General features: G+C 60.8%; 14 protein-coding genes. 3 read left to right on the top strand and 11 right to left on the bottom strand.

The genetic code is table 11. The annotated features are described in order from the left end of the window. Positions 1–95: 95 nt before the first annotated feature. Positions 96–1,010, top strand: a complete 915-nt coding sequence (locus tag MLD24_RS04575; protein WP_248164584.1) for a LysR family transcriptional regulator — start codon at positions 96–98, stop codon at positions 1,008–1,010. Here the strand turns inward: MLD24_RS04575 and MLD24_RS04570 are convergent. Beyond that, a complete protein-coding gene (locus MLD24_RS04570) occupies positions 1,007–1,615 on the bottom strand; it encodes a MiaE family protein (RefSeq protein WP_248164582.1) in 609 nt (202 codons plus the stop codon). The genes MLD24_RS04575 and MLD24_RS04570 overlap by 4 nt on opposite strands. Positions 1,616–1,971: 356 nt before the next feature. On the opposite strand from MLD24_RS04570, the gene MLD24_RS04565 reads away from it, so the two are divergent. After that, complete coding sequence (locus tag MLD24_RS04565; protein WP_248165020.1) at positions 1,972–4,566, top strand: bifunctional aconitate hydratase 2/2-methylisocitrate dehydratase; 2,595 nt, start codon at positions 1,972–1,974, stop codon at positions 4,564–4,566. Positions 4,567–4,769: 203 nt separating this feature from the next. After that, positions 4,770–4,997, top strand: a complete 228-nt coding sequence (locus MLD24_RS04560; RefSeq protein ID WP_227175588.1) for a hypothetical protein — start codon at positions 4,770–4,772, stop codon at positions 4,995–4,997. A gap of 76 nt (positions 4,998–5,073) precedes the next feature. Here MLD24_RS04560 and MLD24_RS04555 read toward each other — a convergent pair whose 3' ends face one another. From MLD24_RS04555 to fabF, 10 genes are all read right to left on the bottom strand, one after another. Continuing rightward, positions 5,074–5,820, bottom strand: a complete 747-nt coding sequence (locus tag MLD24_RS04555) for a sulfite exporter TauE/SafE family protein (protein ID WP_227175587.1) — start codon at positions 5,818–5,820, stop codon at positions 5,074–5,076. A 13-nt stretch (positions 5,821–5,833) separates the two neighbouring features. Next, a complete protein-coding gene (locus MLD24_RS04550; protein WP_248164579.1) occupies positions 5,834–7,984 on the bottom strand; it encodes a TRAP transporter permease in 2,151 nt (716 codons plus the stop codon). Positions 7,985–7,990: 6 nt separating this feature from the next. Then, positions 7,991–8,998, bottom strand: a complete 1,008-nt coding sequence (locus MLD24_RS04545) for a TAXI family TRAP transporter solute-binding subunit (RefSeq protein WP_248164576.1) — start codon at positions 8,996–8,998, stop codon at positions 7,991–7,993. A gap of 266 nt (positions 8,999–9,264) precedes the next feature. After that, on the bottom strand, positions 9,265–10,740 hold the full coding sequence (gene putP, locus MLD24_RS04540) for a sodium/proline symporter PutP (RefSeq protein ID WP_227175584.1): 1,476 nt from the start codon (positions 10,738–10,740) through the stop codon (positions 9,265–9,267). A 102-nt stretch (positions 10,741–10,842) separates the two neighbouring features. After that, positions 10,843–14,022: a bifunctional proline dehydrogenase/L-glutamate gamma-semialdehyde dehydrogenase PutA gene (gene putA, locus MLD24_RS04535; RefSeq protein ID WP_248164573.1), complete on the bottom strand. Its 3,180-nt coding sequence runs from the start codon at positions 14,020–14,022 to the stop codon at positions 10,843–10,845. 292 nt (positions 14,023–14,314) lie between these two features. Next, positions 14,315–15,103: a helix-turn-helix transcriptional regulator gene (locus MLD24_RS04530; RefSeq protein WP_248164571.1), complete on the bottom strand. Its 789-nt coding sequence runs from the start codon at positions 15,101–15,103 to the stop codon at positions 14,315–14,317. Between the two features lie 261 nt (positions 15,104–15,364). After that, on the bottom strand, positions 15,365–15,991 hold the full coding sequence (gene tmk / locus MLD24_RS04525) for a dTMP kinase (protein WP_248164568.1): 627 nt from the start codon (positions 15,989–15,991) through the stop codon (positions 15,365–15,367). Next, a complete protein-coding gene (mltG, locus tag MLD24_RS04520; protein ID WP_248164565.1) occupies positions 15,988–17,043 on the bottom strand; it encodes an endolytic transglycosylase MltG in 1,056 nt (351 codons plus the stop codon). Before mltG ends, tmk begins: the two co-directional genes overlap by 4 nt. A 7-nt stretch (positions 17,044–17,050) precedes the next feature. Then, the gene (locus MLD24_RS04515; protein WP_248164563.1) at positions 17,051–17,866 is read right to left on the bottom strand and encodes an aminotransferase class IV; all 816 of its coding nucleotides are present in this window, start codon (positions 17,864–17,866) and stop codon (positions 17,051–17,053) included. Beyond that, positions 17,867–19,108, bottom strand: a complete 1,242-nt coding sequence (gene fabF, locus MLD24_RS04510) for a beta-ketoacyl-ACP synthase II (RefSeq protein ID WP_227175578.1) — start codon at positions 19,106–19,108, stop codon at positions 17,867–17,869. Positions 19,109–19,141: the final 33 nt, after the last annotated feature.

Genomic DNA, 19,141 nt, shown 5'->3' with positions numbered 1-19,141 from the left:
AATGGTTATCAAATCGATATTGTACACATCCTACAGCAAATGTAACCTATCGATGAAATGGGATATTTTCATAACCTTATTCGGGAATACCGATTATGCGCTACAGCTTTCGCCAACTGGAGGTCTTCCTGGCCGCCGCCCACTTCCAGAACATCACCAAGGCCGCAGATTCCCTGGCCATGTCCCAATCGGCGGCAAGCAGCGCGCTGAAGGAGCTGGAGAACCAGTTCGGTATCCAACTGTTTGATCGTGTCGGAAAACGCTTACAACTGAATGAGCTGGGCCGGCTTTACCGACCCAAGGTGGAGTCGCTGCTGGCGCAGGCTGGCGAACTGGAACAGGCCTTCCTGCAACATACCGAAGTCGGCGCACTGAAAGTAGGTGCCACCTTGACCATAGGCAACTACCTGGCGGTGGAACTGATGGCCCGCTATATGAACTCGGACAATCACCCACGGGTATCGCTGGAAGTTGCCAACACCCGCACCATCGCCCAGCGGGTGATCGATTTCGAACTGGACATTGGGTTGATTGAAGGGGAACTGCAGTCCCCGGAGCTGGAAGTAATTCCCTGGCTGGCGGACGAACTGGTGGTGTTCTGTGCCTCCGACCATGCCCTCGCCCGGCAGAAAGCTCTCAGCGACGACGACCTGCGCACCGCCACCTGGATCATGCGGGAATCCGGTTCCGGCACCCGCCAGACCGCCGACCGAGGCCTCCATGGTCTGCTGCCGGACCTCAACATCCTGCTGGAACTGGAACACACCGAAGCCATCAAGCGCGCGGTTGAAGCCGGTCTGGGCATTGGCTGCCTGTCCCGGGTGTGCCTGGAAGATGCCTTCCGGCGGGGAAACCTGGTGGAACTGGCGGTGCCGGAACACCGCCGTTTCGACCGCCAGTTCTACTTTATCCTCCACAAACAGAAGTACCGCAGTGCCGGTATCGACCGCTGGATGGCGTTGTGTCGGGAGTTGGAGCATTACGACGGCTTGTCGGAAATGGCTCGCTAAGCACCTAACGGCCCGCTATGAAACCGGAACTCGGTATCAGGCGCCTCGATCAGCTCCTGTTCGATGGCCAGGAACGTCGCCACCCGATCATCAATGCTCTCGCCGGCGGCCTGTTCCGCCAGTTTCAGGTAATCCTGATAGTGGCGGGCTTCTGACTTCAGCAGGCTGGTGTAGAACTCCGCCAGCTTGTCGTCCAGGTACGGCGCCAACGCGGCAAAACGCTCGCAGGAACGGGCTTCGATGATGGCGCCAACGATCAGCACATCCACCAACCGACCGGGGTCCTCGCTGCGAACCGCCTGACGCAGCCCGGCCGCGTACCGGGCCGGGGTCAGGTGGTCGTAGGTGACGCCACGTTTCTTCATGATCGCCAGTACCTGTTCGAAGTGGCGCAACTCCTCCCGGGCCAGACGGGACATCTTGTTGAGCAGGTCGGAGTTGTCGACGTAGCGGTACATCAGGCTCAGCGCCGTGGATGCGGCCTTCTTTTCGCAATGGGCATGGTCGATCAGCAGCAGGTCCTGATGGGCCAGCGCATCGTCGATCCAGCCCCTGGGGGTGCGACAGGGAAGGAAGCTGTGGATGTCGTCGAGAGCGGCAGTCATGGGGGCAAAATCACCGTGGAAATTCTAAGGGGGCGCGATTATACACGATTGACAAATGCCGTCCGACCACTGTCCAACTTAACTTTCATCATGGATTCCTATAGAATGCAGCGCCAGTTAGGGAGCCTGTGAGTAGCTCTTGGAGCGTATCTGCGAGCCCTGAAGCCTGCATTTCCAAGTGGTTCGGCACCCTCCGACCGACTCTCGCCAACGTCTCTGACCCTTGGCGAAATCCAGACTTCAGGGCTTGCGTTCCGGGATCTACTCAGAGGCTCCCAAGGCCTTTACGCCATAACACTCCTGCCTGGCAGTGACGCCGTAAGCGCGGGATATTCCAACTGATGAGGGTCCATATCGTGTTAGAAGCCTATCGTGAACACGTTGCAGAACGCGCGGCTCTGGGCATCCCCCCCAAGCCCCTGAATGCCGAACAGACAGCCGCACTGGTTGAACTGCTGAAAAACCCGCCGGCCGGCGAGGAAGAAACCCTGGTTGAGCTGCTGGAAAACCGCATCCCGCCGGGCGTTGACGAAGCCGCCTATGTAAAGGCCGCCTTCCTGACTGCGATCGTTAAGGGCGAAGCAGAATCTCCGCTGGTCAACAAGCAGAAAGCCGTGCAACTGCTGGGCATGATGCAGGGCGGCTACAACATCGCCACCCTGGTCGACCTGCTGGACAACGCCGAGCTGGCCGAACTGGCCGGCGAACAGCTGAAGAAAACCCTGCTGATGTTCGACGCCTTCAACGATGTGAAGGAAAAAATGGACGCCGGCAACGCCGTCGCCAAGAGCATCATGGAATCCTGGGCCAATGCCGAGTGGTTCACCAACAAGAAAGCCGTTCCCGAGAGCATGAAGATGGTCGTGTTCAAGGTCACTGGCGAAACCAACACTGACGATCTGTCTCCGGCTCCGGATGCCTGGTCCCGCCCGGACATCCCGCTGCACGCCCGCGCCATGTACAAGATGGAGCGTGACGGTCTGACTCCGGAAGAGCCCGGCGTGACCGGCCCGATCAAGCAGATCGAAGAAATCCAGTCCAAGGGCCTGCCGGTTGCCTTCGTGGGTGACGTGGTCGGTACCGGTTCTTCCCGTAAGTCCGGCACCAACTCGGTTCTGTGGTACTTCGGTGAAGACATGCCGGGCGTGCCGAACAAGCGTGCCGGTGGTGTCTGTATCGGTAACAAGGTTGCCCCGATCTTCTTCAACACCATGGAAGACGCCGGTGCCCTGGTCTTCGAAGCGCCTGTTGACGACATGAACATGGGCGACGTGATCGAAATCCGTCCCTACGACGGCAAGATCCTGAACGAAGCCGGCGAAACCATCTCCGAGTTCAGCTTCAAGTCCGACGTGATCCTGGACGAGGTTCAGGCTGGCGGCCGTATCCCGCTGATCATCGGTCGTGGCCTCACCAACAAGGCCCGCGAAGTGCTCGGCCTGGGCGCCACCGACACCTTCCGTCTGCCGGTTGATCCGGAAGCCGGTACCAAGGGCTTCTCCCTGGCCCAGAAGATGGTTGGCAAGGCCTGCGGCCTGGAAGAAGGCAAAGGCGTTCGTCCTGGCACCTACTGCGAGCCGAAGATGACGACAGTAGGCTCCCAGGACACCACCGGTCCGATGACCCGTGACGAACTGAAAGACCTGGCCTGCCTGGGCTTCCAGTCCGATCTGGTGATGCAGTCTTTCTGTCACACCGCCGCTTATCCGAAGCCGGTTGACGTTGAAATGCAGCACACCATGCCGGACTTCATCCAGACCCGTGGCGGTGTGGCCCTGCGTCCGGGCGACGGCATCATCCACTCCTGGCTGAACCGCATGCTGCTGCCGGACACCGTCGGTACCGGTGGTGACTCCCACACCCGCTTCCCGATGGGTATCTCCTTCCCGGCTGGTTCCGGTCTGGTGGCTTTCGCCGCCGCTACCGGCGTTATGCCGCTGGATATGCCGGAGTCTGTGCTGGTTCGCTTCAAAGGCGAAATGCAGCCGGGCATCACCCTGCGTGATCTGGTACACGCCATCCCGCTGTACGGCATCAAGCAGGGCATGCTGACCGTCGAGAAGAAAGGCAAGATCAACGAATTCTCCGGTCGCATCCTGGAAATCGAAGGTCTGGAGCACCTGACCGTTGAGCAGGCGTTCGAGCTGTCTGACGCCTCTGCCGAGCGTTCCGCGGCCGGTTGTACCATCAACCTGTCTGAAGACTCCGTGGCCGAGTACCTGCGCTCCAACATCACCATGCTGCGCTGGATGATTGCCGAAGGTTATGGCGATCCGCGTACCCTGGAGCGTCGTGCCAAGGCAATGGAAGACTGGCTGGCCAACCCGAGCCTGATGCGCGCCGACAAGGACGCCGAGTACTCTCACGTTATCGAGATCGATCTGGCCGACATCAAAGAGCCGATCGTTTGCTGCCCGAACGATCCGGACGACGCCAAGTTCCTGTCCGAAGTGGCTGGCGACAAGGTCGACGAAGTGTTCATCGGCTCCTGCATGACCAACATTGGTCACTTCCGCGCCGCCGGCAAGCTGCTGGAGCAGAACAAGGAACCGCTGAAGACGCGGCTGTGGATGTCTCCGCCCACCAAGATGGATCAGCAACAGCTGATGGAAGAAGGCTACTTCAACACCTACGGCACCGCCGGTGTTCGCACCGAAATGCCGGGTTGTTCCCTGTGTATGGGTAACCAGGCACGTGTGGCCGCCAAGTCCACCGTTCTGTCCACCTCCACCCGGAACTTCCCGAACCGTCTGGGTGATGGCGCCAACGTCTACCTGACCTCTGCCGAACTGGCTGCGGTCGGTGCGGTTCTCGGCAAGCTGCCAAGCCCGGCCGAGTACATGGAGTACGCCAAGGACCTGAACAGCATGTCTGGCGAGATCTACAAGTATCTCAACTTCGACCAGATGGAGGACTACACCAAGAAGGCCGCCGAAGCCAGCGTGAGCTGAGCTTCCGGCCCGACCGGTTAGTCAACCGCCAGGCCCTGCCCCGGAACCCGACTCGCTGTCGGCTGCGGGGCACCTGAAAAAACCGCGACTCTGGTCGCGGTTTTTTTGTTTGCAGCAACTGGCTGGATTCACTAGATTATGGCGCTACCCGACAGGGGCGGGACTGAACCCTGTGATTACAACGACCATACAAGGAACAGAAGATGGCTCACATTGATATGTCACTATTGTCGATCCAGTGCTTTATGGACGATGGCAAGCTTAACGCCCACGAACTCGACAAGATGGTCGCTCTGGCCGAAGCGGATGGCGTCGTTACCAACGAAGAGATTGAGGTGTTGAAGAGCGTGATCCGGCGCATCAAGCCAGAAGAAGTGGATGCAGCCATGAGAGAGCGCCTGGAGGCGCTGAGCGCGAAGTTCGCGCTATAACAACTCAGCTGAAGGGATAACGGAGCACCTCTGCACCGATGCCGGCAGGGATGCTCCAATGCCAACCAGGAGCACGTCAGGCCAGCATCAGCCGAACCAGAATGCCCACCACTACAACCAGCGTAATCCACTTCACCCACTGGGCCCCTTTCTCACCCATGTTGACCTTGACCGCCAGGTAGGCGCCGGTGATATTACCAAGAGCCAACACCAGACCAAAGGCCCAGCGCACCTGATCACTGATCGCGAAGATCAGCAGCGCCGGCAGGGTATACATCAGCACGATAAACACCTTGAGCACATTGACCTGGGGCAGATCGATGCGCAGCATCCGGTAAAGCACCACAATGAACAGCACCCCTACCCCAACCTGGATGAACCCGCCATAGCCACCGATCAGGAACATTGCCAGGTAGACCGTCGGCGTCAGCCGCTCCGGCGTTAGAGGCCGGGTGTCGAGTTTGGGTTGCGGCAGCAGCATGAACAGCGAGGCCCCGGCCATCGCGGTGACCAGCACCGCCTCAAAGACAGCATCGGATACGCCGGTTGCGAGCCAGGCACCAACCAGGGAGCCAATCACCGCGGGAATGGCCAGCCGCAGACCAACCGCAAGATTTCCATGCCCCATCCGCCGGAACCCACTCACAGCGCTGACGCTCTGCAGGGTCACAGCAACCCGGTTGGTGCCATTGGCAACCTGAGGCGGCAAGCCGAGGAACATCAGTAACGGCAGAGTCAGCATGGACCCGCCTGCGGACAATACGTTGATAAATCCGGCGATGCCGCCCACTGCGAGCATCGCCAGTACTTCCAGAAGAGACATGTCGGCTATCCGTTCAGGCCGGCACGGCTCCCCCTGTGTGGCGACCCCGTCGGCGATTCCAGGCAAACAGGGCAATGAAAACCACCAGCCCTGCCACATCCAGCCCAATCAGGCCGTGAGGCCAAAGCATTACCCCTCCAGCAACGAAAATCAACAGCCTTTCAATAAGCTGCAGACGATTTTCAAGGAAGCCTTCAAGTCCACCAACAACGGCGTAAATGCCAAACAGGGCAAAACCGAAGGTCACCAGCATCTCCGTCAGGTCTCCGGTGATCAGGGGCGAATAGGCGAACAGCAACGGCACAATGTAAAGCCCCTTGGCCAGCTTCCAGGCAGTAAACCCGGTCCGCATCTGCGGGGTGCCGGCAATGGCGGCCGCTGCAAAGGCCGTCAGGCATACCGGTGGTGTCACGTTGGAGTCCTGGGATAGCCAGAAGATCACCATGTGAGCCGCCACCAGCGCCATCGACAGGGTAGCCGGCGAAAGCGCCTGCTCCAGCAACTGACTGGAGAAGGTATCCGGCACCACCGCCAACAGCGATTCAGCGGTCGCCCGGTCCATCGGCGCATTGAGCAGCTCCATTCGGTCAGGGGCCGCCAACATGAAGATGGCCTTGGCCTGTTCCGGCAAGCCGCCGGCCATCATCAGCTCCAACAGCTGGCTCTGGGCGATCAGTTGGTAGATCGCCGGTGCAGACAGGGTCGCCAGGACAATGTAGGCCGCGGTCACCGGCAACCCCATACCAAGCACCAGAGAGGCCAGCGCTACCAGGACAATGGTCACCAGCAGGCTGCCACCGGCCCAGTCGGTAATCATCAGCGAGAAGGTATTACCGATGCCGGTGGTGGAGACCACCATCACGATCAGGCCCACCGTGATCAGCAGGATTGCCGTGGTCATGATGTTCCGGGACCCCATCGCCAAGGCGTCCAGGATATCCCGTAAGCCCATTGGATGACGGGACAACCGGGAAGCACCAATGACCGAAAGGATAGCGATCCCCGCCGCGTAGGTTGGCGTAAAGCCGTAGATCAGCGCCGCCACCAGCACCACCAGCGGTAGCAGGAAGTGCCAGCCATCGAGCAGCACCTCTTTAAACGAGGGCGCCGATTCGTCCTCCAGTTTCACCGCATGGCTGCGCCGGGCCTCCACTCGCACGAACATCGCCACCGAGAGGAAATACAGAATTGCCGGCAGCGCCGCCACGGCGATGATGGTGAGATAGGACACCTGAGTATAGGACGCCATGATAAACGCCCCTGCCCCCATCACCGGAGGCATCAGTTGCCCGCCGGTCGACGCTGCGGCCTCAACACCGGCAGCAAAGCGGGCCGGAAAGCCCGCCTTGCGCATCAGGGGGATGGTAATGACACCGGTCGACACCGTATTGGCAACACTGGAGCCAGACACCGATCCCATCAGCCCCGACGAAAACACCGCCACAAACCCCGGCCCGCCAACAAACCGTCCGGCGGCGCAGCGAGCCAGCTCAATGATGAAATCCCCGGCACCGGACTTGACGAGGAAGGCCCCAAACAGAATGAACATGAACACGTAGGTCCACGAAATGCGGGCAATGGAGCCCAGCATGCCCTCACCACCGATGTAGGAACGAAACAGCACCGTTTCCCAGGTCAGCCCGGGAAAGCTGAAGATGCCTTCGACATACTGTCCCCACCAGGCGACGTAGGTCAGCGCCACAACACACAGTGCCGGAATGAACCAGCCTACGGTACGGCGGGCAAACTCCAGCACAAGAACCACCGCGGTGATGGAGACGATCCAGTCACCGGTGTCGAAATTCACCCCGCGCTGGTAGAGCTGGTCCTCAAACAGCATGACATAGACGGCACAAGCGACTGCGGCGACCCCGAACAGCAGGTCCAGCCCCAGCACCAGCCGCCGCCCCGAGGGCGAACGGCCCCGGAGCATCGGCGTGGTCAGCGCGCACAGCAGGCCGAAGAAGCCAAAGTGCAACGCGGAGGTCCACACCTCCGACAGCGTCGAAAAGGTGTTGAAGTACAGGTGAGTCAGCGAGGTCAGAATTGCCAGCAGGAAGATTGCCGGCCCCAGCAGCCGATGGCCCAACCGCTCATCCGCCTCACTGACGGTGTCGTCGCGAACCGCCGGCTGCGGCTCGCCTTCGGACTGGTTACGATCCACCCGACCTCACTCCTGAACCAGGCGGTCCGGAATGGTCAGGCCCTGCTCCCGGTAGAACCGGAGCGCGCCCGGATGCAGCGGCATGGGCAGACCGGCAATGGCCTTCTCCAGGGCCATCGCCTTGGTAGCGGGATGGATGTTGTTCAGGAACGGCAGGTTCTCATAGATGGTCTTGGTGATCTGGTAGACATCGTCTTCGGAGACATCGTTCCGAACCGCCAGAATGTTGGGCTGGGCAATGGTATGGATATCCTCGTCCTGGTTGGGATAGGTGCCCGCGGCAATCACGTAAGGGGTCCAGAGTTCGAAATCGCTGTTCACGTTCGCCAGCTGCTGGTCGGTGAACGACAGCGTAGTAATGTCATCCCCCAGGCTGGCGTAGGCACGGGTGACCGCAGTTGCCGGTGCCCCGGCCGGGATGTTCATGCCATCGATGTTGCCGTTCTGCAGTGCGTCCGCGCTGGGACCGTAACCGAGATACGCCAGATCCACCTGCTCCACATCGATGCCGAGCTTACCAAGAATGAAACGGCCGGAGCCTTCGGTGCCGGAATTTCGCTTGCCGATCGAGAAGCTCTCACCATACAGGTTGGTCATGTCGGCAATGGTGCCGGTTTCAGCCACTTCCTGGCGCACCACAAAGTGTTCCACGTTCTGCCACAGCATAGAGACCGAACGCAGGCCCTCGTATTTCTTGTCGACCGGGCCGGTGCCGTTCCAGGCATACGCACCATACAGGCCCTGCAGGATACCGAACTGGATCTGGCCCTCATCGAGCAGCTTCAGGTTCTCGCCGGAGCCGGCGGAGCTGATGGCGGAGACCGCGATGTCGGTCGAGGGCTCCAGCTTCACCTTGATCAGCGTCGAAATCGCAACGCCCACCGGATAATAGGTACCACCAGTGGTGGCGGTGCCCATCACATAGTCCCCGGCCCCCTGAGCCGCGCCGGCCAGCCCAAGTACCGCTGTCGCGACCAAGCCGCGGGTGCTCTTGCCAAATCGTGTCTGTGTCATCTTCAGGTTCCTTCTTGTGTTTGTTATTAACGACTGTGTGTGCAGCCTGCCAGAGCCCTGCCCTACGATGGGTCAGTCTCTTGATTTAACGGGGGGAATTTACGTTCACAACATAGCTTGCCTGACCGTTCGGTGCCATGTCGCCACCCCGCTATTGGACTTATGTATAAGCTATTGGTGTGAGAGTCAGCCACAAAAAAGGCGCTCCGGGGAGCGCCTTTTCAGAAGCAGGTGCGGAGGCCGCGTTCAGCAGCCTCCTGCTGCTATCAGGAGCCCATCGCCTGATCGAAGGCGTCCTGGGTTTCCTTGGGCGGCTCGCCGCCGGCCAGGGACACTGCAACGATGGCAATCGTTGCCAGGATGAAGCCCGGGATGATCTCGTACAGGTCGAGAATACCACCGGACATGTTGCCCCAGATCACCACGGTCGCACCACCAACCACGATACCGGCAACCGCACCGGCGCGGGTCATCCGCTTCCAGTACAGCGACAGGATCAGGGCCGGACCAAAGGCGGCACCGAAGCCAGCCCAGGCGTAGGAGACCAGCTCCAGAACCTTGCTGTCCGGATCAAAGGCCAGCGCACAGGCAATCACGGCGATACCAACAACGGCCAGACGACCAACCCAGACCAGCTCGCCCTGGGAGGCTTCGCGACGGAATAGCGCCTTGTAGAAGTCTTCTGCCAGGGCCGACGAGGAGACCAGCAGCTGGGAGTCTGCGGTACTCATGATCGCAGCCAGAATGGCAGCCAGCAGGATACCGGCAATGACCGGATGGAACAGGGCGTCTACCAGCAGGATGAAGGCGCGCTCGCCGTCTTCCAGTGGAGTCTCGAAGTAACCGATGGCGGCAAAGCCGACCAGCAGCGCGCCGAACAGGCCCAGAGCACTCCAGATCACCGCGATACGACGGGCAGCCGGGATGTCGGCTTCGCTGCGAATCGCCTTGAAGCGGGCGAGGATGTGCGGCTGACCAAAGTAACCCAGACCCCAGCCCAGCAGGGACAGGATGGCAATTACGGTCATCGGAGAGCCATCAGAGCTTGTCAGAGCCGACAGGAACTCCGGATTCTTCGCTTCCATGGCTGCTTTGGTCGCACCCCAGCCGCCGTCAGCATTGATCGCGATGATCGGTACCAGCAGCAGGGCAGCAAACATCAGCAGGCCCTGGATAACGTCCGTCCAGGCAACTGCCAGGAAGCCACCGAAGAAGGTGTAGGAAACCACGGCCAGAGTACCGATAACCACCGCGGTGGTGTAGTCCAGACCAAATACGGTTTCAAACAGCTTACCGCCAGCTACCAGACCTGAACTGGTGTAGAACAGGAAGAACAGCAGGATAAAGAACGCGGAAACCACCCGCAGGATGCGCGAGGTATCGTGGAACCGGTTCTCGAAGAAAGACGGCAGGGTCAGCGAGTCACCAGCGGCCAGCGAGTAGGTCCGCAGGCGACGGGCGACGAAGAGCCAGTTCAGCCAGGTACCGGCCAACAGACCGATGGCAATCCAGACTGCCTCGTAACCGGCCGCATAGGCGTAACCGGGCAGACCGAGCAGCAGCCAGCCACTCATGTCGGAGGCACCGGCACTCAGGGCCGACGGCAGGGGGCCAAGACTCCGGCCACCCAGGATGTAGTCTGACAGGTTCGATGTTCGGCGATAGGCTACGTAGCCTACCCCGAGCATGAGCAGGATATAAAAGATAAAGGTCAGGCTGACGCCGATGTTGCCTTCAATCATTATAATTATCTCCCAGTGCGCTGTGTCGCTCTTTGTTATGGGCTTTCTGGAATCTGACAGTCAGTGCCACACCGGGCTCAGGCTCCCGGCCAGCAACGTCCGTCAGATCTTCTCAACTCCCAGCGACAGCAGGGACGCGTTGCCCCCGACCGCCGTGGTATTAATGGTCCGGGCACGCTCTGTTGCAAAACGCAGCAGGTAATGTGGACCACCGGCTTTCGGACCGGTGCCGGAAAGGCCCCGACCACCAAAGGGCTGAACCCCCACAACCGCGCCAATCTGGTTGCGGTTGATGTAGGTGTTGCCCACTTTGACCCGCCGCTCAATGTAAGCGGCGGTGCTTTCACTTCGGCTGTGAATGCCCAGGGTGAGGCCGTACCCGGCCCCATTAATCTCGTCGATGATCTTGTCCAGATCCTCCGCGGCGTAACGCACCACATGCAGGATCGGACCAAAGTTTTCTTTTCTCAACTGACTGATGCTGTCGATGCCATAGGCAGAGGGCGGAATGAAGAACCCGGCCTGGCAGGTCGGCGGCATCGGCGTGCGGGCGATGTAACGGCCATTCTTCTCCAGAAACGACAGGTGCTCCTGCAGACCACGCTGGGCCTCCTCATCAATCACCGGCCCCACATCGGTACTGTGAAAGGCCGGGTCACCCACCGCCAGCTCCTGCATCGCCCCGGCCAGCAGGGTTTCCATCCGCTCGGCCACGTCTTTCTGAATGTACAGAACCCGCAACGCGGAGCAGCGCTGGCCGGCACTGGCAAACGCTGAATGCAGTACGTCCTGGACCACTTGCTCGGGCAAGGCGCTGCTGTCGACAATCATCGCATTCTGGCCACCGGTTTCTGCGATCAGTGGCACAATGGCGCCTTCGCGCTGTGCCAGCGTGCGGTTGAGCACATGGGCCGTCTGGGTTGAGCCGGTGAAGGCCACGCCAGCGATACGAGGGTCCGGCGTCAGTGCGCCACCGATGGTGGCGCCGTCACCGGTCAGCAACTGCAGGACGTCACCGGGAATACCGGCCTCCAGCATCAGCTCAACGGCCCGCCCGGCCACCAGACTGGTCTGTTCCGCCGGTTTGGCAATGACCGCATTGCCGGCGACCAGTGCTGCCACCACCTGGCCGGTAAAGATTGCCAGAGGGAAGTTCCAGGGGCTGATACACAGGAATACCCCCCGCCCTTCCATGTAGAGCTCGTTGCTCTCTCCGGTCGGCCCTGGCAGTGCGATTGGCTGACCGAACCGGGCCCGCCCCTGCACCGCGTAGTAGCGGCAGAAATCCACCGCTTCGCGGACTTCGTCAATGCCGTCCTGGAGCGTCTTGCCGGCTTCCCGGCAGCAGATCGCCATCAACTCTTCCAGGTTCTCTTCCATCAGGTCAGCGTAACGCTCGAGGCATTGCGCCCGCTCCTCCACCGGGCGGGCGTTCCAGGCCTCAAAGCCCTGATGGGCAATATCCAGAGCTTCGCGGGCATGCTGCTCTCCAGCCCAGGTCACCTGCCCCACCAGCCGGCTCTGGTCGTGAGGCGCGCGGACTTCCTGCTGGTCGCCATCCCGGCGCTTGACGCCGGCTATGATCGGGCCGGCTTCCCAGTGGGTGCCGGCCCATTTTTCGAGATCGGTCAGCAGTGGCGCCAGGTCGGCATCCACGTGCAGGTTAACGCCCCTGGAGTTGCGTCGTTCGCCGCCGTAAATCTGGTTTGGCAGCGGTATCCGGTCATTGGGCAGGGCATCGTACTTGAGGAGCTCCTGCACCGGGTTGCGCACCAGATCGTCGATCGGAGTGGCGGCATCCACCAGCCGGTGGACAAAGGAGGAGTTGGCGCCGTTTTCCAGCAGCCGACGCACCAGGTACGGCAGCAGATCCTTGTGGGCCCCGACCGGTGCGTAGATGCGCACCGGGTAGTCGTGGGTTTCCAGCACCGTGTTATAGAGCGCATCGCCCATGCCATGGAGGCGCTGGAACTCGATCCGGCGATCCTTGTTACGGGCCATGGCCAGCACAGACGCCACGGTATGGGCATTATGGCTCGCCAGTTGCGGATACAAGGCACCGTCGGTGTAGTCGCTGAGCAGATAACGCAGACAGGCCAGGTAGGAGGTGTCGGTCGCCTCCTTGCGGGTGAATACCGGATAACCATCGAGCCCGAGTTGTTGGCAGATCTTGATCTCGGTATCCCAGTAGGCGCCCTTCACCAGGCGAATGGGAATCTCGTCGCCCTGCTCCTTCGCCAGTTTGGTGAGCCAGCACAGCACTGGCAATGCCCGCTTCGAGTAGGCCTGGATAACCAGACCAAAACCACCCCAGCCCTTGGCCTCGGGAGACTTGAACAGCTTTTCGAACAGCCTGAGGGAAAGCTCCAGGCGATCCATTTCCTCGGCATCAATGGTGATCGCCACGTTCTTTTCGCGGGCCTGCTTCAGCAGCCCCAGAACCGTGTCGTAGAGTTCCGTGAGTACCCGCTCCTCCTGGGCTACCTCGTAACGCGGGTGCAGCGCCGACAGTTTGATGGAGATGGAGGGCGCCGGCACATTGCCGGAGGGGTAGCGGTTGTTCCCGACCGACTCGATGGCGTTGAGGTAATCCTGCAGGTAGCGATTGGCGTCTTCCCGCGTCATCGCCGCCTCGCCGAGCATGTCGAAGGAGTAGGTGTACCCCTTCTCACGGTATTCGCGGGCGTTCTTGAGCGCTTCGTCGATATCCCGCCCCAGCACGAACTGCTTGCCCATGATGCCCATCGCGCGGTACATCGCGCTGCGGATCACCGGTTCGCCGCTGCGCTTGACCAGGCGTTTCCAGATATTGGCGGGAGAGCCATCCAGCCGCCGGTCCATCTTGACCACATGGCCGGTAAGCAGCAGGCCCCAGGTTGAGGCGTTAACAAGTGTCGAGTCGCTGCGACCGACATGCTTCTGCCAGTCGGCCACCGACATCTTGTCTTCAATCAGGGCATCGGCGGTGTACTTGTCGGGGATTCGCATCAGCGCTTCTGCCAGACACATCAGCAGAATGCCTTCTTCGGTATCGAGGCTGTATTCCTGAAGCAGGGCATCCACCATGTGGACCGAATCGTCCTGCTCGCGAACCTTCTGGATCAGTTGGGTGGCGGTATCGGTGACATCCCGGTGCTCGGCGGCGTCGCTCTGCGCAAGCGGGATCAGTTCGTTGAGGTATTCCGCCTCGTCGACGGCGTAATTGTCTGTGATCCCCTTCCAGAAGAAGGACCGGGGCTGTTCCTGGAATGCAGGCTCAAGAACTTTGCGTGCATTGAACATGGGATACCTCTCAAAGCTTCGAAGCCTCCAGACGCTGGCCCGAAGCCACGACTGGTGTTCCACCCGGTGAAAACGCCAAGTGCCGACACCATGGTCGGCCTGCCCGTTCACCCGTTGGAGAGCACGATAGGCTGATTGTCATTGTTACCTATGAGGATCAGGAAACCTGTAACGATCGAAAGACGCCCTGACTGGATTCGATTGATCCGTAAAGGTAGTTCGGAACACCGGGCGTGACTTACAAATTGCTACGGTTTTATTGCAAATTCCTCCGATACTCGGGAATTTCTCCTCATTGCCCGCGAACGTTCTCGCTATTCCTCAGCTTAGACGGAATTGTGCCGCGATGTTTTCGCAAAGCGTTGGTCAACGCACTTTGACTGGAAAATCCGGTTCGATAGCTGATCTCGGTGACCGATAACTGGGTGCCGGTCAGCAACTGGACAGCCTGGTCCAGCCGGGTCTGGATCAGGAACTGATGGGGAGAGACGCCGGTGAGTTCGCGGAATATTTCATGGAAACGGCTGACGCTCAGGCAGGCCACATTGGCCATGTCTTTTACCGTCACTTTTTTGTGCAGGTTTTCCATGACATAACGACGAATCGTTTCCGGGCTCAGGCCGACGCGGTTGACGGCACGCCGGGGCTCGCTGAGAGCCACCCGCTCCGCCAGGCAATGCAGGATACTCGCCGACAGGTGACGGCGCAGGGCCTCGTTGTCAGGTGAGCGATCGAACTCCGTGGCACAGAACTGCACCATCCCCTGCAACCGGGTATCCAGACTGACGGTACGGGCGCGTTCAAACATCGGCGCCAGTTGATCGTAATCGGCATGCCGAGGCGAGTTCAGGGAAGGAATGTAGGGATCGAGATTGATCACCAGGACATGATTCTGGTGATCACCCCGGTAATCGTGCCGGGCTTCCGTTGGCACCAGACAGGCCCGCCAGTTGTCTAGGCGCGAGCCGTTGCCATCAACGCTCAGCTCCGCCTCGCCACGGATACCAATTACCAGTTGGTGGTAGTCATGGCGATGCTGATGGGCCGCTTCCGGCAATTTCAGCAGTCGGGCATTGAGCATAAACAGGCCTGGCCAGGGGTACCGTACCGCGGGCCGCCCTGTTGGTTTGGGCCCGCATTGATTCACTCCCCGATCAGTAAAGCAGTGTCGCGTACCAGTTGCACGTCGGAAGCACCTGGCCGCCGACACTCAGGATCACTGACCGGGCGGATGCAAGCCTTTCTCACTTGCAGCCAAAGGCCAAGTCTGTGGCATTAGACGACAGGATTCAATGCGAAATGTACGCAGATGACGCCAACGATATATCGCAGCCGATGGCTCTTATGGCAGCAGCTGGCTCAGAATGCGGCAGACGTCTTCGCTCACAGCGTCCAGGGCCTGGCCGGCATCCACCAGATGGTAGCGCGCGGGCAACGCCCGGGCCCGCTCCAGGTAGCACTGGCGGATGCGCTCAAAAAACGCCACGGTTTCCTGCTCAAAGCGGTCCAGTTCACCCCGGCGGGCCGCTCGGGCCATGCCGGTGGCAACGGGGGCGTCCAGCACGATGACATGATCGGGCCGCACGTCGTCCTGCACCAACTGCTCCAGGGCCGCGATGCGCTGCTGACTGAGCCCGCGTCCCGCCCCCTGATACGCGAACGTTGCGTCGGTGAAGCGATCACACAGCACCCAGGCGCCCTGCGCCAGGGCCGGCAGAATGCGACCATGCAGGTGCTGCGCCCGGGCGGCGAACACCAGCAGCAGCTCGGTCATCTCGTGCACGGCCTCGTCCCGCGGCGCCAGCAGCAACTCCCGGATAGCTTCGGCCATCGGCGTCCCGCCCGGCTCCCGGGTCACCATCACGTCGAGTCCGCGCGCCTTCAGCAGGTCCGCAGCCCGGGTGATCTGGGTGGATTTACCAACCCCTTCACCACCTTCGAAAGTAATGAACTGCCCACGAGAGGTCATTGCCCGGCTCCTTGACTGGCGGGGGCCGGTGATGAGCGATAGTCCTCACGGCGATTGAGTTGGTATTGGCGCACCGCCTGCTGGTGCTCCCGCAGGTTGCGGGAGAACTTATGGCTGCCATCGCCCCGGGCGACGAAGTAGAGGGTGTTGCCATCGGCCGGGTGCAGGGCCGCATGGATTGCCTCACGGCCCGGCAATGCGATCGGCGTTGGCGGCAGGCCATCAATGCGATAGGTGTTGTACGGGGTGTGCTGGCGCAGGTCACGACGGGTGATACGGCCGTTGTAACGCTCACCCATACCGTAGATCACCGTCGGATCGGTCTGCAGCCGCATGCCCTTGGCAAGCCGGCGAACGAACACCCCGGCAATCTCGTTACGCTCATGCGGCACTCCGGTCTCACGCTCCACGATAGACGCCATGATCAGCGCCTCATAGGGGGAGTCATAGGGCAGGTTGTCAGAACGGGTCGCCCATTCTTCCTCCAGCACGCGGTTCATCGCCTCGAACGACCGTCGCAGCAGATCCAGATCCGAGTCATTACTGGTATGGAGGTAGGTATCCGGAAAGAAGCGGCCTTCGGGGTGATCTCCGGGCGCGCCCAGCTCGGTCATGATCTGCTCGTCACTCCAGTCACGGGTGACGTGGCGGATGTTGTCGCTGGCACTCAGCGCCGCCCGCACATCGCGGAATGTCCAGCCCTCGATGAACTGCATCGACCAATCTTTGGTGTCGCCGTTGACCATGGCCATCAGCATATCGCGAGGACTCATGCCAGCGACGAACTCATACTCGCCAGCCTTGATACGAGCATGCTCCGGTACCAGCCGGCCATACAGGCGAAGCCAGAGACTGCGAGTGACCAGCCCCTGGCGTTCCAGGTTGCGGGCCACCTGAGAAAATGCGGTACCGGAAGGCACGTGGAACAGCACGGGCTCGTCCAGGGTAACCGGTTGCTCCAGGGTCTTGAACCCCTGCCACACCCAGAGACCGGACCCGGCAGCAGCCAGAACCACCAAAAACACAATGAGTACAACGAGTTTACGGATCAAAAGAGGTTTACTTCGGCAGCTTCAACGGATCGCAGATTGTCGCAAGGGTGTTATCAATTGGCAAATACAGACATCCCAGTTTGCGCACCGGCACAGCGCCAATCACGCTGTTGGTCAGATACAGCCCCTCACACTCTGGCCGGGTGAGCAGAGACAGTGGCAACGGCCTTTGTCGCACGCGCTCGCCGGCAGCGGTCAAACCGTCCGCCAGTGCGGCAGCCATAACCCCGGCTACAGCAACACCTTCCGCTGGTGGCTGCCACCACTGGCCATCAAACCGCAGCAACAGGTTGGTTCGCGTGCCTTCCAGCAGGCGGCCGCCGGCGTCAGTAAACACAGCTTCATAGGCCTCGGCCGACAGATGCTGGCTGGCCATCACCTGCTCCAGGCGGTTCAGTGACTTCAGGCCCGACAGCTCAGGACTGACCACCAACGGGGTGCTCGCCACCGTTGCCGTTACCCCACCCGGCGCCGGCAGGGGCGGCATGGCATGACGGGACAGCACTAGCCGGGGCCGGGACTGGGCCGGAGGACGATAGCCCCGGCCACCACTGCCCCGGGTCAGGACCAGCTTGAGCACCCAGGCCGATGGCCGGCCGTAGTGCTCAAGGGCCTCCCCAACCAGCTGCTGGAGCTGATCGGGCGGCAATGGAATCGCCAGCCTCCGGGCACCGGCGACCAGTCGCTCCAGATGCCTGCGGAGCAGCAATGGCTGGTCGCCCTCAACCCGAACGGTCTCAAACAGACCGTCACCGTAGGCGAGCCCACGGTCACTGGCCGGCAGGTCCTGGCGGTCGGCCCAGATTACGTCCAGACCGGCCACTCAATCCTCGAAGCGACGGAAGATCAGCGTGCCATTGGTGCCGCCAAACCCGAAGGAGTTGGACAGCGCCACTTTCACATCGGCTTCCCGACTCTGGTTGGCGACGAAGTCGAGATCGCACCCTTCCCCCGGATTTTCCAGGTTGATGGTCGGAGGCAACACGCCTTCCCGCACCGCCAGTGTCGAGAAGATCGCCTCCACTGCCCCGGCGGCTCCCAGCAGGTGACCAGTCATGGACTTGGTGCTGCTCATGGCCAGCTTATGGGCGTGGTCGCCGAATACGGCTTTCACCGCATCCACTTCCGCCACATCACCAAGCTGCGTTGAGGTGCCGTGGGCGTTGATGTAGTCCACCTCTTCCGGCGCCAGGCCCGCATCGCGCATGGCATTGCGCATGGCTTTCTGGGCACCGGTGCCGGAAGGCGCGGTAATGTGGTAGGCATCGTCGCTCATACCAAAACCAATCACTTCGCCGTAAATAGTCGCGCCACGACGACGGGCGTGCTCAAGCTCTTCCAGCACCAGTACGCCGGCACCATCGCTGAGCACAAAGCCGTCACGGTCTTTATCCCAGGGGCGGCTGGCCTTCTCCGGCTCATCGTTGCGGGTGGAAAGCGCGCGTGCAGCGGAGAAAGCTGCAACACCGGTCCGCGTGGTCGCCATCTCGGCGCCACCGGCGAGCATCACATCCGCATCGCCATAGGCGATCGTGCGGGCGGCATAGCCGATGTTATGGGTACCGGTGGTACAGGCCGTGGTGATGGCGATGTTGGGGCCCTGGTAGCCATGCTTGATAGCAACATTGCCGGAGATCATGTTAATCACCGAGGCTGGCACAAAGAACGGTGACACCTTGCGCGGGCCGTTCTCATTCAGGGCGAGCACGTTCTTCTCGATAAACTCCAGGCCCCCGATACCGGACCCGATAGCGACACCAACCCGGTCTACGTCCAGGTCATCGCTGGCGTCCAGCCTGGCGTCTTCCACCGCCTGCTGGGCGGCAATCAGGCCATAGTGGATGAACGCGTCCATCTTGCGAGCGTCCTTTGCTGACAGATAGGCACTGATATCGAGATCCCGAACCGCACCACCAATCCTGGTGTTGTACTCGGAAGCGTCAAACCGGTCGATCAGGCCAATACCGCTGCGCCCCGACTTGATACCCTGCCAAGAGGATTCGACATCATTCCCCAGCGGGGAAAGCATGCCCAGACCTGTGATCACAACACGTCGTTCAGCCATAACACCGTTCACCTACGTCCTTTATCTGAATAA

Source organism: Marinobacter xestospongiae (assembly GCF_023156385.1).
Lineage (GTDB): Bacteria > Pseudomonadota > Gammaproteobacteria > Pseudomonadales > Oleiphilaceae > Marinobacter > Marinobacter xestospongiae.
This window is presented reverse-complemented; position numbering and strand designations above follow the sequence as displayed.

What these genes read in the sequence shown, in the direction of transcription:
- MLD24_RS04575 (WP_248164584.1), top strand. Translation starts at nt 96, where the DNA reads ATGCGCTACAGCTTTCGCCAACTGGAGGTCTTCCTGGCCGCCGCCCAC.
- MLD24_RS04570 (WP_248164582.1), bottom strand. Translation starts at nt 1,615, where the DNA reads ATGACTGCCGCTCTCGACGACATCCACAGCTTCCTTCCCTGTCGCACC.
- MLD24_RS04560 (WP_227175588.1), top strand. Translation starts at nt 4,770, where the DNA reads ATGGCTCACATTGATATGTCACTATTGTCGATCCAGTGCTTTATGGAC.
- MLD24_RS04555 (WP_227175587.1), bottom strand. Translation starts at nt 5,820, where the DNA reads ATGTCTCTTCTGGAAGTACTGGCGATGCTCGCAGTGGGCGGCATCGCC.
- MLD24_RS04545 (WP_248164576.1), bottom strand. Translation starts at nt 8,998, where the DNA reads ATGACACAGACACGATTTGGCAAGAGCACCCGCGGCTTGGTCGCGACA.
- putP (WP_227175584.1), bottom strand. Translation starts at nt 10,740, where the DNA reads ATGATTGAAGGCAACATCGGCGTCAGCCTGACCTTTATCTTTTATATC.
- putA (WP_248164573.1), bottom strand. Translation starts at nt 14,022, where the DNA reads ATGTTCAATGCACGCAAAGTTCTTGAGCCTGCATTCCAGGAACAGCCC.
- MLD24_RS04530 (WP_248164571.1), bottom strand. Translation starts at nt 15,103, where the DNA reads ATGCTCAATGCCCGACTGCTGAAATTGCCGGAAGCGGCCCATCAGCAT.
- tmk (WP_248164568.1), bottom strand. Translation starts at nt 15,991, where the DNA reads ATGACCTCTCGTGGGCAGTTCATTACTTTCGAAGGTGGTGAAGGGGTT.
- fabF (WP_227175578.1), bottom strand. Translation starts at nt 19,108, where the DNA reads ATGGCTGAACGACGTGTTGTGATCACAGGTCTGGGCATGCTTTCCCCG.